The organism is Kangiella sp. M94, assembly GCF_054926195.1.
This window is the reverse complement of the sequence record NZ_CM142903.1, coordinates 1,761,641-1,776,125: the sequence shown is the minus strand read 5'-3', so window position 1 is coordinate 1,776,125 and position 14,485 is coordinate 1,761,641. Positions and strand designations below refer to the sequence as shown.

Annotated in this window: 11 protein-coding genes; 6 read left to right on the top strand and 5 right to left on the bottom strand. The window is 43.8% G+C overall.

Features of this window, described 5'->3' with window-relative positions; translation table 11 throughout:
- Nucleotides 1-144 precede the first annotated feature (144 nt).
- The 4 genes from guaA to ACYTXU_RS08145 all read left to right on the top strand — a co-directional run bounded on the left by guaA (nt 145) and on the right by ACYTXU_RS08145 (nt 6,191).
- Complete coding sequence (gene guaA / locus ACYTXU_RS08160; RefSeq protein WP_462206166.1) at nt 145-1,722, top strand: glutamine-hydrolyzing GMP synthase; 1,578 nt, start codon at nt 145-147, stop codon at nt 1,720-1,722.
- Between the two features lie 676 nt (nt 1,723-2,398).
- Nucleotides 2,399-2,878, top strand: a complete 480-nt coding sequence (gene tadA / locus ACYTXU_RS08155) for a tRNA adenosine(34) deaminase TadA (protein WP_462206165.1) — start codon at nt 2,399-2,401, stop codon at nt 2,876-2,878.
- A 237-nt stretch (nt 2,879-3,115) separates the two neighbouring features.
- On the top strand, nt 3,116-5,677 hold the full coding sequence (locus tag ACYTXU_RS08150) for a bifunctional aspartate kinase/diaminopimelate decarboxylase (protein ID WP_462206164.1): 2,562 nt from the start codon (nt 3,116-3,118) through the stop codon (nt 5,675-5,677).
- An 88-nt stretch (nt 5,678-5,765) separates the two neighbouring features.
- Complete coding sequence (locus tag ACYTXU_RS08145; RefSeq protein ID WP_462206163.1) at nt 5,766-6,191, top strand: hypothetical protein; 426 nt, start codon at nt 5,766-5,768, stop codon at nt 6,189-6,191.
- 79 nt (nt 6,192-6,270) lie between these two features.
- On the opposite strand, the gene ACYTXU_RS08140 is transcribed toward ACYTXU_RS08145, so the two are convergent.
- The 5 genes from ACYTXU_RS08140 to ACYTXU_RS08120 all read right to left on the bottom strand — a co-directional run bounded on the left by ACYTXU_RS08140 (nt 6,271) and on the right by ACYTXU_RS08120 (nt 12,056).
- Nucleotides 6,271-6,627 (bottom strand): hypothetical protein, encoded by a 357-nt coding sequence (locus tag ACYTXU_RS08140; RefSeq protein WP_462206162.1) that lies wholly within the window; start codon nt 6,625-6,627, stop codon nt 6,271-6,273.
- Nucleotides 6,624-9,395 carry a valine--tRNA ligase gene (locus ACYTXU_RS08135; protein ID WP_462206161.1) on the bottom strand — a complete coding sequence of 924 codons (2,772 nt, stop codon included), beginning with the start codon at nt 9,393-9,395 and terminating at the stop codon, nt 6,624-6,626. Before ACYTXU_RS08135 ends, ACYTXU_RS08140 begins: the two co-directional genes overlap by 4 nt.
- Before the next feature lie 130 nt (nt 9,396-9,525).
- Entirely contained in the window at nt 9,526-10,065 is a 540-nt protein-coding gene (locus ACYTXU_RS08130; RefSeq protein ID WP_462206160.1) for a class I SAM-dependent methyltransferase, read from the bottom strand.
- Nucleotides 10,066-10,134: 69 nt separating this feature from the next.
- Nucleotides 10,135-10,563: a DNA polymerase III subunit chi gene (locus ACYTXU_RS08125; protein WP_462206159.1), complete on the bottom strand. Its 429-nt coding sequence runs from the start codon at nt 10,561-10,563 to the stop codon at nt 10,135-10,137.
- 2 nt (nt 10,564-10,565) lie between these two features.
- On the bottom strand, nt 10,566-12,056 hold the full coding sequence (locus tag ACYTXU_RS08120; protein WP_462206157.1) for a leucyl aminopeptidase: 1,491 nt from the start codon (nt 12,054-12,056) through the stop codon (nt 10,566-10,568).
- Nucleotides 12,057-12,227: 171 nt separating this feature from the next.
- Between ACYTXU_RS08120 and lptF the strand changes: the two genes are divergently transcribed.
- Together lptF and lptG are read left to right on the top strand one after the other, a co-directional pair.
- On the top strand, nt 12,228-13,340 hold the full coding sequence (gene lptF, locus ACYTXU_RS08115; RefSeq protein WP_462206156.1) for an LPS export ABC transporter permease LptF: 1,113 nt from the start codon (nt 12,228-12,230) through the stop codon (nt 13,338-13,340).
- Nucleotides 13,341-14,405 carry an LPS export ABC transporter permease LptG gene (gene lptG / locus ACYTXU_RS08110; protein ID WP_462206155.1) on the top strand — a complete coding sequence of 355 codons (1,065 nt, stop codon included), beginning with the start codon at nt 13,341-13,343 and terminating at the stop codon, nt 14,403-14,405. It abuts the gene before it with no gap.
- Nucleotides 14,406-14,485 lie beyond the last annotated feature (80 nt).

Sequence of the window (14,485 nt, the reverse complement as noted above, 5' to 3'; positions counted from 1 at the left end):
GAGAGCAAGTCGATAAGAGAGCACTCAGCTTTGTTCCGTAATAAAAGCAGACGGATAGATTTAAAGCCGCAGAATCAGTCTGCGGCTTTTTGATTTGTTTATTAATGTGTTTATTTATACCTAACTTGATTAAAGGTAATGACAATGCAAGAAAATATTCATGAACATCGAATTCTTATTTTGGATTTTGGTTCACAATACACTCAGTTAATCGCCCGTCGCGTGCGTGAGATTGGCGTCTATTGTGAGTTAGTACCATTCGATGTTGAAGAGGAATTCATTCGTGAGTTTAATCCTAAAGGAATTATCTTATCAGGTGGTCCAGAGTCAGTAGCTGGAGAAAATACCCCTCGTGCACCGCAGTGTGTCTTTGAGCAAGGTGTGCCTGTGTTGGGTATTTGCTATGGCATGCAAACCATGGCAGATCAGTTTGGTGGCCGTGTTGGTGGTTCGGAAAAACGTGAGTTTGGCTACGCAGAAGTTTTCACTAAAAGTCACAGTGCTTTATTTGAGGGTATTGAAGACCGCTTCAATGCAGAAGGGCATCCGGTGCTCGACGTTTGGATGAGTCATGGCGACAAAGTGCTTTCGGTACCAGAGGATTTTGTGGTTATCGCTTCAAGTGATAACGCACCAATCGCTGCGATCGCGCATAAAGACAAACCTTTCTATGGCATTCAATTCCATGCTGAAGTAACCCACACTAAGCAAGGTGGTCGTATTCTTGAGCGCTTCGTTGATGATATTTGTGGTTGTGAAAAATTGTGGACTGCAGAAAACATTATTGATGACGCTATTGAGCAAATTAAAGAACAAGTTGGTGACGACGAAGTTGTTCTAGGCTTATCGGGTGGTGTTGATTCATCCGTAACTGCCATGTTGTTGCACCGCGCCATCGGCAAACAGTTAACCTGTGTTTTTGTAGACAATGGTTTGTTGCGATTAAATGAAGCCGATCAAGTCATGGCCATGTTTGGTGATAACTTTGGCTTGAATATCATTCGCATTGATGCCGAGGATCGTTTTTTAGGTGAGTTAAAAGGTATAGACGAACCTGAAACAAAACGAAAAATGATCGGTAAAGTCTTTATTGATATTTTTGATGAAGAGTCTAAAAAATTAACTAATGCACAGTGGTTAGCACAAGGAACTATCTACCCAGATGTGATTGAGTCAGCGGGCGCAAAAACTGGCAAGGCACATGTTATTAAATCACACCACAACGTTGGTGGCCTGCCTGAAAAAATGAATTTAAAGTTAGTCGAACCATTGCGCGAACTTTTTAAAGATGAAGTACGTAAGATTGGGTTAGAACTAGGCCTGCCATACGACATGCTTTATCGTCACCCATTCCCAGGCCCTGGCCTTGGAGTTCGAATTCTTGGCGAAGTGAAAAAAGAGTATGCTGATCTGCTTCGTCGTGCCGATGCAATCTTCATCGAAGAATTGTATAAGCATGACCTCTACAACAAAACCAGCCAGGCATTTACCGTGTTCCTGCCAGTGCGTTCCGTAGGGGTTATGGGAGACGGCAGAAAATATGATTACGTGGTAGCGCTTCGTGCCGTTGAAACCATAGATTTCATGACAGCACGTTGGGCACATTTGCCGTACGAATTTCTGGAGCATGTTTCCGGTCGTATTATTAATGAGGTGGATGGGATATCGAGGGTTACTTATGACATTTCAAGTAAGCCCCCAGCCACTATTGAATGGGAGTAGACTGGTCTTTTTGTGATTCTACTTTGTTAAAAACAGATTTTAGTGCTCAGGGACTAGGTGTCCATTCCGCGCTAAAATCTGTTTTTGCCGCGTAGAGATCGCAAAAATCCTACGTCTACAGAATTGGCGGAATAAATAAGTCTTTTTCTGCTTCTGCTGTGTTGTAAGTTTGCTCAATCGGTCATGGACTCTATGTCCACTCCCTCTTTGCGCAAACTTACGCCTTGCAGAAGCAAAAAAATCCAATATTTCTTCTCGCTAATTAGGACGTGATTTTAATGTTTGGATAGATGGGCTAGATTTAGTGCTCAGGGACTAGGTGTCCATTCCGCGCTAAAATCTGTTTTTGCCGCGTAGAGATCGCAAAAATCCTGCGTCTACAGAATTGGCGGAATATATAAGTCTTTATCTGCTTCTGCTGTGTTGTAAGTTTGCTCAATCGGTCATGGACTCTATGTCCACTCCCTCTTTGCGCGAACTTACGCCTTGCAGAAGCAGAAAAATCCAATATTTCTTCTCGCTAATTGATTTGTTGGTTTTAACAGTATGATTGGGCAGTGCGCCTAACATCAAAAATCTTAGATTTATAATCAAGAATTGGTTTCATATATCTGTTCTTATAGGATGGGTTAGCTTATAAAGCGTAACCCATCAAAATAACTGACACTCGATTCTCATGGCTGACTTTACTGAATTTGATCATCATTGCATGCAACGAGCTTTTGAATTGGCGGCTATCGCCGAAGAGAAGGGCGAGGTGCCTGTGGGTGCCGTGTTGGCAAAAGAGGGAGCAGTGATAGCCGAAGGCTTTAATCAGCCCATTCTTAACCATGACCCTACGGCTCATGCTGAAATGATTGCCATAAGGGCGGCTGGACAAGAGCTTGATAATTATCGTCTGGTGGATACAACGCTATATGTGACTCTTGAACCCTGCGCAATGTGCGCCATGGCAATGGTTCATGCAAGAGTGTCGAGAGTGGTTTTTGCAACAACCGATCCACGTACGGGTGCTGCTGGTTCCGTACTGAATATTTTGCGGAATCCAAGCTTTAACCATCAATGTGTTGTTGAATCAGGCTTATTACAGGAAGAGTGTAGCGAGCAATTAAAACGATTCTTTCGCAACAAAAGAGCAGACAAGCAAAATAAATAACCAGTAATTATTTGACTTATCCGTTAAATCACTTATATTTCGCATTATGAATATGACTTTTTCTTTCAAGAAACAGACTAAGAAGGCACTTAAAAAACGTGTCCTTTATGATTGTGGGTGAAAGAAAAGTTAATTTGTTTTCTATTTCAAAGCCCGCACAGGACATCCTCTGCGGGTTTTTTTATGGCTCAAGATTTTATTAACACGATATTCGCATAACAGATTTGGAGATTGGCGATGACAACAACTAACACTGCGCACGTTTTGAAATTCGGTGGTACCAGCGTATCTTCACGCAATAACTGGGATACCATTGCCAAAATTGTCAAACGAAAACGTGCTAAAGGCATCAAGGTGTTTGTTGTTCATTCGGCCGTTAGCACGGTATCCAATCATCTTGAGCAATTGATTGTACAGGCTATTGATGGTGATTATGCGGAGGGTTATCAGGAGGTGGTAACACTTCATGATCAACTCATTGATTCCTTGGCAATAGCGGATAACCTGCTAGCGGATGAGTATTTGTATTTAAAGCGGTTGTTGGATGGCATCAACTTGCTGGGTGAGGTGAGCGATCGCACGCGTGCTTTGGTTATGGCCCAGGGGGAGCTGTGGGCTACTAAGATTGGTGCAGAGTATTTGTCAAAAGTGCTTGATGATAAACCGTTATGGTTGGATGCCAGAAGCTATTTATACGCCAACCCACAAAGCCAGAGCGACTACCTGTCTGCAGGCTGTGTATGCGACCTTGATCAAAACTTAATTAATGCTACTCAAGATTCTCCAGTCGTTATCACACAAGGCTTCATTGCCAGTAATGATGAACAAGATACAGTCTTGCTGGGACGGGGTGGCTCTGATACATCTGCTGCTTATTTTGCAGCAAAGCTGGCTGCGAGCAGGCTTGAAATTTGGACGGATGTACCCGGTATTTTCACTGCAAATCCAAACCAGGTTCCTAACGCGCGCTTGCTAAATCACCTTAATTACGATGAAGCGCAGGAGATGGCTTCTGCTGGCGCTAAGGTGTTGCATCCAAGAGCTATTCGTCCGGCGCAGCTATCTAACATCCCCATCTTTATCCGTTCAACCATTGATTCAGAGTTACCAGGAACTCAAATCCATCATTTTGATAATCGTTGGGGCATGGTTAAAGCGATTACAGCAAAGAATGGCATTACACTTATCTCGATGGAAAGCCAGGGCATGTGGCAACAAGCAGGCTTTCTAGCTGATTTGTTTGCCATCTTTAAAAAGCATCAGGTGTCAGTGGATTTGGTGTCGACTTCTGAGACCAACGTGACTATTAGTTTGGATAGTTTGACACAGGTAGTTAGTGAGCGAAGACTAAAAAATCTGGTCGAAGAACTGGCGACCATTTGTCGAGTCAATGTCATGAAAAATTGCTCGGCCGTATCTATTGTCGGCCAGAACGTTCGCGCCATATTACACAAAATCGCTCCTGCATTTTCGATTTTTGAAACCTATAAAGTCTATTTGTTATCGCAGGCTGCATCCGATCTTAACCTGACCTTTGTTATTGATGATGAGCATTGCGATAAGGTTATCGCAGCGTTACATGAATTATTAATTAGCAATAACCCAAACAGTGAGATTCTTGGTCCAACTGCTAAAGAACTGAAAAAGCCAGCTGCAGAAGTTATTGTGAAGAAGTGGTGGCAGCAGCGACGCGGTGAAATCGAACAGTGTCTTGATGAACGAGAAAATGCTTATATCTATAACCTAAGCGCAGTAGCTGAAAATATTAATAACCTACAAAGCATCAGTGCAGTCGATCAAATCTTCTTTGCGGTAAAAGCGAACAATCATCCGCAGGTGTTAACAACTGCTTATGAGCAAGGCATTGGCTTTGAAACCGTGTCCATTTTCGAAGTAGAGAGAGTGAAGCAGCTATTTCCGGATATAGAAACAAGCCGAATATTCTTTACGCCTAACTTTGCTAGCCATAGCGAATATCAAAAAGCTTTGGATTATGGAGTAATGTTGTCACTTGATAGTAGCTACCCTTTGAAGCATTGGGCAAAGACTTTTACAAACAAGACTATTTTCCTGCGTATCGACCCCAATATCGGTAAAGGTCACCATGAGAATGTGCGTACAGCAGGGGCTACCTCTAAATTCGGTATTCCCATTCAGGAATTAGAAGAGCTGCTACCCATCATTAAAGAGCACAACATTAAAGTACTCGGTTTGCATGCTCATGCTGGCAGCGGCATTTTAACTAACGAACATTGGGCTGAACATGCTCGTCTTCTGGCCAGTGTTGCGCAACAGTTCCCTGATGTGAGGTATTTAAATTTGGGTGGTGGATTTGGTATTAAAGAACGTGCCCAACAAACTGAATTGACCATGGAACAGATTAATCAGAGCTTACTCGAAGTAAAAGCCTTGTATCCCGATTATCAACTATGGATTGAGCCTGGTCGATATATTGCTGCTAACACAGGAGTTCTTGTGTCTAAAGTGACTCAGGTTAAACAGAAGCAGAATTACTATTATGTAGGCATTAATACGGGTATGAACTCACTCATGCGGCCCGCACTGTATGGTTCTTATCACAATATTGTAAATTTAACTCGCATGACTGACAGTAAAAACCACTTGGCGACCATTGTTGGGCCGATTTGTGAAAGTACCGACAAGCTAGGCATTGAAATTCCGTTTCCAGACACCTTTGAAGGTGACTTAATTCTGATAGAAAATGCTGGCGCATACGGACATGTTATGTCGACTCATTACAATATGCGAGCCCCTGCAGAGGAGGTATGTTTGCCGTAGGCGCTATGCTTTTAGGGTGATGCGGTAGGCTTTAAATATTTTTATCAAGGAGTATGATAGAGGTATGTCTTCTGATATGGAGGTATTTATGGCTCACTCTAAAATTGGTGTCTGGCTCGATCACAGAGAGGCCGTTTTGGTTGGGGTTAGTGATAAGGGAATTAGCACCCGCTTTTTTCAGTCTGGAGTAGAAGAGCATATTGATGAAAAACGTGGCGCTGGCTCTGAAACGCCCTACGGACCACAGGGTGTTTTTGCCGAAGATAAAGCTGATAGACGGAACCAGCAGATACTTAATCAGTATTATTCACAAGTGGCTAACAGTGTGAATAATGCAAAAAATTTGTATATCTTTGGCCCTGCTGAAGCAAAGAAAGAGTTTGCAAAATATCTTGAAAAGAATTCACTTGATAATGGGATTAAAATCGAAGTCGAAGCGGCTGACAAAATGTCGGAAACGCAGATCATCGAAACAGTGAAGAAACACTTCAAATATCGACCAAAGTTATTTTAATCGTGAATACCCAGTCAGTAATAAAAAAGGCGCATATTAGCGCCTTTTTGGTATTGATATTTCCTGAGTAAGGGTATAGTTATTGTATAAAATACTCTATCTTAACTGTGGAGTTATCCTCAAGCCCGGTCCACATCAAGCAGTAGGTTTCATCCATGTCTGCGGTAAAAGTTTTTTCAATCAGTTGTGTTTCATGATCTTCTACTGGGTAGACGACTTCTTCACCCTTGTGATAGTGGAAGTTAAAATTAACCGGTTTGTTGCTCTTAACACTGTAGGTTAACTGCTGTCCTTTTTTTAACTCAGGGCAGGCTTCACCAATCTGCCCTTTACCAACTTTAAAGTAGCCGAAGTGTTTTTGCGGCTCCTCGGCAATGGTGCAAGGCATCCCAAGTAGGGAGCTGATGAAAAAAATGGTAAGCGTTAGAGTTTTCATAGTGACTCCAGTTGTTTCATTTGTTCAGCAACTTTACTCAAAGTTGATTCAACCTCTTCGAGCTTTTCTTTCTCTTTGCTAACAACTGCTTCAGGTGCTTTGTCAGTAAAGTTTTTGTTAGAAAGCTTACCACTAATGCGTTGTTGTTCTTTCTCAAGCTTTTCTTTTTCTTTATTGAGCCGAGCCATTTCCTGTTCAACGTCAATCAAACCTGCCATTGGAATCAATATTTCCATTTTGCCTGCTAGCGCAGTAGCGGACATGGGGGCTTCCTGATCAGGTGAAAGCCACTCGATGGACTCAAGTTTGGCCAGCTTGCTTAAGAAATTTTGGTAACTATCCAGACGCGATTTGTCTTGCTCAGAACCATTGCGGAATAAAACTGTGAGCGGCTTGCCCGGTGCAATATTCATTTCGCCGCGAATGTTACGCACGCCAACAATGATGGTTTTTAACCATTCGATATCTTGTTCAGACTGTTCATCAACTAAGTTAGTCTGAACTTCAGGGAACGGTTGCAACATTATACTGGTTTGCTCTTTGGTATTGATACCAGTCAAAGGCGCCACTCGTTGCCATATTTCTTCAGTGATAAACGGCATGAAAGGATGCAGCAAGCGCATCAAACTTTCCAATACAGAAACTAAGGTATGACGGGTGGCACGTTTTTCGGCTTCACTGTATTCATCCCCATAAAGGATTGGCTTAGATAGCTCCAAATACCAATCGCAGTAGGTGTTCCAGGTGAACTCATAAAGTGCGTTAGAAGCCAGGTCGAAACGATAATTAGAAAGGGCTTTTTCAAATTCGGTAATGGTTTTCTGCAGTTCGCTTTGAATCCAACGGTCAGCAACACTCAAGGTCATTTCACCGCCATTAACCCCGGTATCCTGAGCTTCAGTATTCATCAGAACATAACGGGCTGCATTCCAGATTTTGTTACAGAAGTTTCGGTAACCTTCCACACGATTAAGATCAAAATTGATGTCGCGCGAAGTGGATGCCATAGCACAGAAGGTAAAACGCATCGCGTCTGTACCATAGGGTGCAATGCCTTCTGGAAATTGTTTGCGGGTGCGCTTGGAAACTTTCTCCGCATCTTTAGGGTTCATCATGCCAGTGGTACGTTTTGCCACTAAAGAGTCGATATCAATCCCGTCAATGATGTCGATCGGATCGAGCACGTTACCTTTCGATTTTGACATCTTCTGGCCGTGTTCATCGCGAATCAGACCAGTGATATAGATTTCTTTGAAAGGCACTTCACCAGTGAATTTCAGGCCCATCATAATCATGCGGGCAACCCAGAAGAAAATGATGTCGAAACCTGTTACCAAAACACTGGTTGGCAAGAAGGTTTTCAGCTCTGGAGTTTCCTCTGGCCAGCCAAGTGTGGCAAATGGCCAAAGGGCAGAAGAGAACCATGTATCCAGCACATCAGGGTCACGCGTTAATTCCTGAACGCCAAGGTTATGCTTTTCGCGAACTTCTTCTTCGCTGCGCCCGACGTAAACATTGCCCTCTTTATCGTACCAAGCTGGGATTTGGTGGCCCCACCAAAGCTGACGACTGATACACCAGTCCTGAATGTTTTCCATCCAGTGATAATAAGTGTTCGACCAGTTGTCGGGTACAAATTTGATGTCACCATCTTTAACCGCTTTTAAAGCAGGCTCAGCAAGTGGTGCAATTTTGACGTACCATTGGTCTGTCAAGTAAGGCTCAATGACAACACCACTTCGGTCGCCACGTGGCACTTTCAATTTATGAGGTTCAATTTTTTCTAATAAACCAAGTTGCTCAAAATCTTGGACGACTTTCTTACGTGCTTCATAGCGATCCATGCCGCGATAAGCTTCTGGTGCTGTATCGCTAATGTGAGCAGTCGGTGTCAATATGTTGATCATTTCAAGGTTATGGCGCTGACCCATTTCATAATCATTAAAGTCATGAGCAGGCGTTATTTTTACACAGCCAGAACCGAAATCTTTTTCAACGTAATCATCGGCAATGATTGGAATTTCGCGGTCAGTAAGCGGCAACTTAATGGTTTTTCCGATTAGATGTTGGTAGCGTTCATCATCCGGGTGAACTGCTACTGCGGTATCACCAAGCATGGTTTCGGGGCGAGTGGTGGCAACCACTAAATGACCAGAACCATCAGCTAGAGGGTATTTCAGGTGCCATAAGTGACCATCTTCTTCGTGGGACTCTACTTCCAGATCCGATACTGCGGTTAGTAGTTTAGGATCCCAGTTGACTAGACGTTGACCACGATAGATTAAGCCTTCTTCGTGTAATCGAACAAAAACCTCTAAAACGGCATTGGAAAGGTCGTCATCCATGGTGAACGCTTCACGCGACCAGTCGCAGGAATCGCCTAAACGGCGCATTTGGCGAGAAATGGTGCCGCCAGAGTCTTCTTTCCATTCCCAGACTTTGTCGATGAAGGCATCGCGACCTAAATCATGGCGGCTCTTGCCTTCTTTATCTAATAAGCGTTCAACTACCATTTGTGTGGCAATACCGGCGTGGTCAGATCCTGGCTGCCACAAGGTGTTGTCGCCTTTCATGCGGTGATAACGAGTCAGCGCATCCATAATCGTGTGCTGGAAAGCGTGGCCCATGTGCAGACTGCCCGTGACATTGGGCGGAGGGATCATAATGCAGTAGCTTTCGTCACCACCTTTGGGTGAAAAATAATCATTATCTTCCCAGGTCTTGTACAAGTTTTGTTCGATCGATTTCGGGTCGTATGCTTTATCCATGATATTGGTCTTAGCCGGTTGAACGTTATTCGTAGTGAAGCCCTGAATTATAGCGTCTATGGCTTAGATATCTAGGATTTGTTGAACTTTCGTGCAGGTTTTTATGGCGCCAAATCCTAGAATTCAGGGGTTATTTTGCAGGTTTAGCAATATAGATGAATGAAGGAGGAATGTTCAGTGCAATCCATTTCGATTTCGTCTCGGGAAAATACTCTCTGATCAGTCTGCGGTCTTTGGGCAGGTACTGATATTGCACGAATAAACCATCAGGAGATAGAACCTGATGAATTTGTTGTAACAGATCGCGTTTCATTTTTTCATCGAACAATGCAATGGGCAAACACGACAACAGGAAATCAACACTGCCAGGCTCAAAGTCATTGGTTAACTCAAGCGCAGAATGATTGTTGATACTAAACCCTGGATGTTGAATACCTTGAAGTAATGGAAGTAACTCGTCCGATAGCTCATAAGCAGTTAATTGAGCATCGGGATCCATCGCAGCCAATATGTGGCGGGTAATAACACCATCTCCAGCACCGAGTTCAATCAGAGTCTTGGCTGATGGTGGAATGTTTTTAGCTATCTTTTTAGCGAGAAAGCGTGAGCTAGGAGCAATGCTTCCGGTGCTTTTTAAATTTTTGAGGGCGTATCGGGTAAACCCATTCATACAATAGTTCTCGTCTAAGCTATTAAAATTATTATAAATTTTAGTTATTTACCTTTTAAATACAAAAGGTCAGTGTTTTTTATGCTGCAAAGGGTAGCCGTGCCCACGATAGTACTTATAGCGTTCTCGAGCGCTTTCTTTATGTTCGTCTTCGTTCGGGACTATTTCGTAGCACTTCAGAAAATAACTGAAAAAAGGCTGCACGTCACGCGAAAGATTGATCAGACAATCATGTTGCTCTTCGGGAGGCTGGGTGTAACCCACTTGGACTGGAGGTGCCTTAGCAGGCCCTTCGCCAACTAGATTATGAGGAATAAACTCATTCAAATCCAGTGTCCATAAATACTCGTCAATGGCATGAGCCTGTTTTTCATCGTGAGTATGAATATAAACTTTGCGCCCTTGCTTATAGAGACTTTTAACACATTGCCCAACCAGGCGAAAATAGGCTTCTTCACCCGGTTGGCTTTCTAGAATGTGAAACTCGACTTGGGTCATGCTTATTTGGTTCGGTTCAAAACAATTTGCGACAATAGCGGCACAGGACGACCTGTTGCGCCTTTCTTAGCGCCACTGTTCCAAGCCGTGCCGGCTATATCAAGATGCGCCCAGCGATATTTTTTGGTGAATTTGGCAAGGAAGCAGGCTGCTGTGATCGAGCCTGCAGCACGGCCACCTAAATTAGTAAAGTCAGCAACATTGCTCTTAAGCTGTTGATGATATTCTTCCCAGATAGGCAGGCGCCATACGCGATCATTCGTCACTTCGCTGGCCGATTCGATTTCATTGGCCAAGCCGTTGTTATTACTCATCATGCCGGATGCTTCATGGCCCAAAGCAATGATTACCGCCCCAGTAAGCGTAGCAATATCAATGACAATATCAGGATCATAACGCTCGATATAAGTCAGCGCATCACACAGAACCAGACGACCTTCCGCATCAGTATTCAGAATTTCGATCGTTTGACCAGACAATGAAGTAACCACATCACCTGGACGAGTTGCGCGACCACTTGGCATATTTTCTGCCGCTGCGACCACACCCACCACATTTACTGGTAGATTCATTTCAGCGATGGCCTGCATAACACCAAACACAGAGGCAGCACCACCCATATCAAACTTCATTTCATCCATAGCAGCTGATGGTTTGATTGAAATACCGCCAGTATCAAAGGTAATACCTTTACCGACAAAAACCACCGGTTTTTCATCTTTGCCGCCAGCCATATATTCCATGCAAATCAGTTTGCCAGGTTGATCCGAGCCCTGCGATACTGATACAAAAGCACCCGCTCCCATATCTTCTAATTCAGACTCATCGAGAATGGTAGCTTTCATCGCACTATAATGCTTGGCCAGCTCTTCGGCACGTTTGGCAAGATAGCTTGGGTTACAAATATTACCAGGCAGGTTGGCCAGATCCTTGGTTAATGATTGACCAACACTGATAGCTTGCGCATGTAAAATGGCTTTCTCGCCTTCAGACAGATCGGCACGGGACTCAACAAATAAAGTAATTTTGCGAAGAGGGCGGCGTGTTTCGGACTTTTTACTTTTCAGCTCTTCGAATTGATACAGGCTGTCGTTAGCTGCTTCGACTGCAAAGCGTACTTTCCAGTATAAATCCTGGCCTTTAACGTTTAATAAAGGTAGACAGCTAATGGCATCGGTAGTGCCTGTCTCGTGTAAAAACTTGATAGTTTTGTTCGAGAGTTTTTTGTACTGAGATCCGTCGAATTCTCGCTCTTTACCACAACCGACCAATAAAACACGTTCACAACTGGTGTGCGGAACATTATGCAATAAAAGTGTTTGCCCAAACTTACCTTCCATGTCACCACGACGAACAATGGCGCTGATATAGCCGTCACTAATTTCGTCGATATGTTGTGCCTGAGCTGATAATTTACGCGACTCAAATACGCCAACAATGAGACAACCGGTTTTTTGTTTTTCGGGACTGCCACTTTTTACAAAGAATTCCATAGATCACCTGCAAATCGTTGATTTTGGTTTATAATGCGCCATAGTTTAACCGATATGAGAATTAATACCAGCACAGCATCTTGCTGTTTGACACGGTATTAAAGCCTGAGCATAGTAGGGCTTGTTGGCCTTTCAATGGTCTACTGAGCTTAGTAAAACCAAGGATTTCCTTTGATTTTAAGTCGTTATTTAAATCGCGAAGTGTTAACCAGCACCACTGCCATTCTGGGTGTGCTTTTCGCCATTTTCATGAGTCAGCGTATCGTGAAGTATCTTGCTCAGGCAGCCGCAGGAGATATTTCCGGTGCTATGGTATGGCAAATGGTTGGCCTTTATAGCCCTGTGCTAATCGGTTTCTTGTTACCTCTGGCTTTTTTTCTGGGGTGTTTATTGGCCTTCAGCCGATTGTATGTCGACAGTGAAATGGCTGTGCTACGTTCGGTGGGAGTAAGTGAGCGCTCTTTAATTAAAATGCTCGCACCGGCTGCTGTAATTATTGCGCTGATTGGCGGCGGGGTGACCTTATGGTTGTCACCACAAGCTAATGAGCTGACCTATCAAATTCGCGATGAGCATGCCAGCAAGTTAGAGCTGAGCATGTTGACGCCAGGTCATTTTCAAATGTTCCAACAGGGCCAAGGAGTGGTTTATGCAGATTCTTCTGAGCGCTCGACACAGTTAGGCAATTTCTTTTTGGCAGAAATGCCCAGTGAAACTAACCCCGGTACACGAATCATATCTGCGCAAAGTGCTGAACGTTTTTATGATGAATCGATTGATAAAAACTTTCTGCAGCTCAATGATGGACATGTCTATGAGCTTGATGAGAATCAGCAGATCAAGAACATCACCCAGTTTGAGCGTTATTTTGCACGGCTGGATGCGGACCGCAGCATTGTGTCACGACGCAAAATCAGCGCCACATCAACTCCAGAGTTGTGGCAAACAGCTGACGGTGCCAGCTGGGCTGAGCTTCATTGGCGTATCGCGGTTCCAATCTCGGTTCCTTTGTTTATGTTTCTCGCCATTCCATTAAGTCGTGTGCGTCCTCGCGAAGGCAAGTTCGCTAAAATGTTGCCAGCTTTGATGGTTTACATCGGCTATATCGTGTTAATCGTTATCTTCAGGCGATCTTTGGAGTCCGAGCAAATCCCGGGCTGGTTGGGTTTTATTCCAATCTATTTAATCATGGGCTTTTTAGCAGCAAGATTGCTGTATCTGCATGGTCGCTCTAACACCCCAAAAGCAAATGAAAAAGTAACGGATAATGAGGGAGCGAACTAGGTGAATATTCTTCGCTTTTATATTGGTAAAACCATCTTGGCCACCTCCATCATGACCTTGATGACACTGGCTATTATTCGGGTCCTATTTGCATTAATTGATGAGAGTGGCGATTTTGGCAAAGGCAGTTATCAGTTTGTTGATGGACTGGCTTATTCCTTATTGCTCGCGCCGCAATATATTTACGAATTTTTCCCCATGGCAATTTTGATCGGATCAATTGCCGGGTTAGGCCTGCTGGCATCTCGCAGTGAACTGACGGTCATGCGTGCAGCTGGTAAAACAACGATGCAAATTGTTGGTGCTGCCTTGAGCTATGGTTTGATCCTTATTGCTTTTGCTATTTTCCTCGGTGAATATGTGTCACCAAAAACGACCCGTATGGCGGAGGATATTCGTAATCGAGCCATACTGGGCGAGCAGCTGGTTAAAGGCGAACAAGGGGTTTGGGTAAAAGATGGCGGTCAGATGGTTCATGTCAAGGAAGTTATCGGTAGTGATCGTATGGAAGGTGTTTCGATATACCAGTTTGATGAGAGTCGGACTCTGAAATCTGTTATCCATGCCCCCAGCGCTTTGATAGAAGCGAACGTGTGGCGACTTAAGAATGGCTATCAAACAACTGTTTTACCAAACAGAGTTGAGCGGGAGCGATTTGATGCGATGGAATGGCGCACCAATATTCAAATGGATAATTTGTCAGTTCTCAGTGATGACCCTGAAACTCTGGATATTATGAGTTTATATCGTTACCGGCAATATCTTGCTAATAATGGATTGGATACGCAAAGTTATGATCTGGCATTCTGGCGCAAACTGATTCAGCCAATCAGTACTGCGATCATGATTATTCTGGCTGCTTCGTTTGTATTTGGACCAATGCGGAGTGTTTCCATGGGCGCCAGAGTTCTGGTTGGAGTCTTAACTGGAATGGCTTATTTCTTTGCGGTGCGCACCTTTGGTCCGGTTAGCCTGGTGTTTGGTATGCCTGCAATATTCGGCGCTATTTTGCCACCGGCGATATTTGCAGCAGGTGCCTGGTATCTGCTTCGAAAAGCCGGCTAGCTCTGAATTTCAGCTTTTTAATACAAAGACTTTTTATCGTTATTATGATGGAGATCGGTTAAAGTAACTACAAAGGTCAA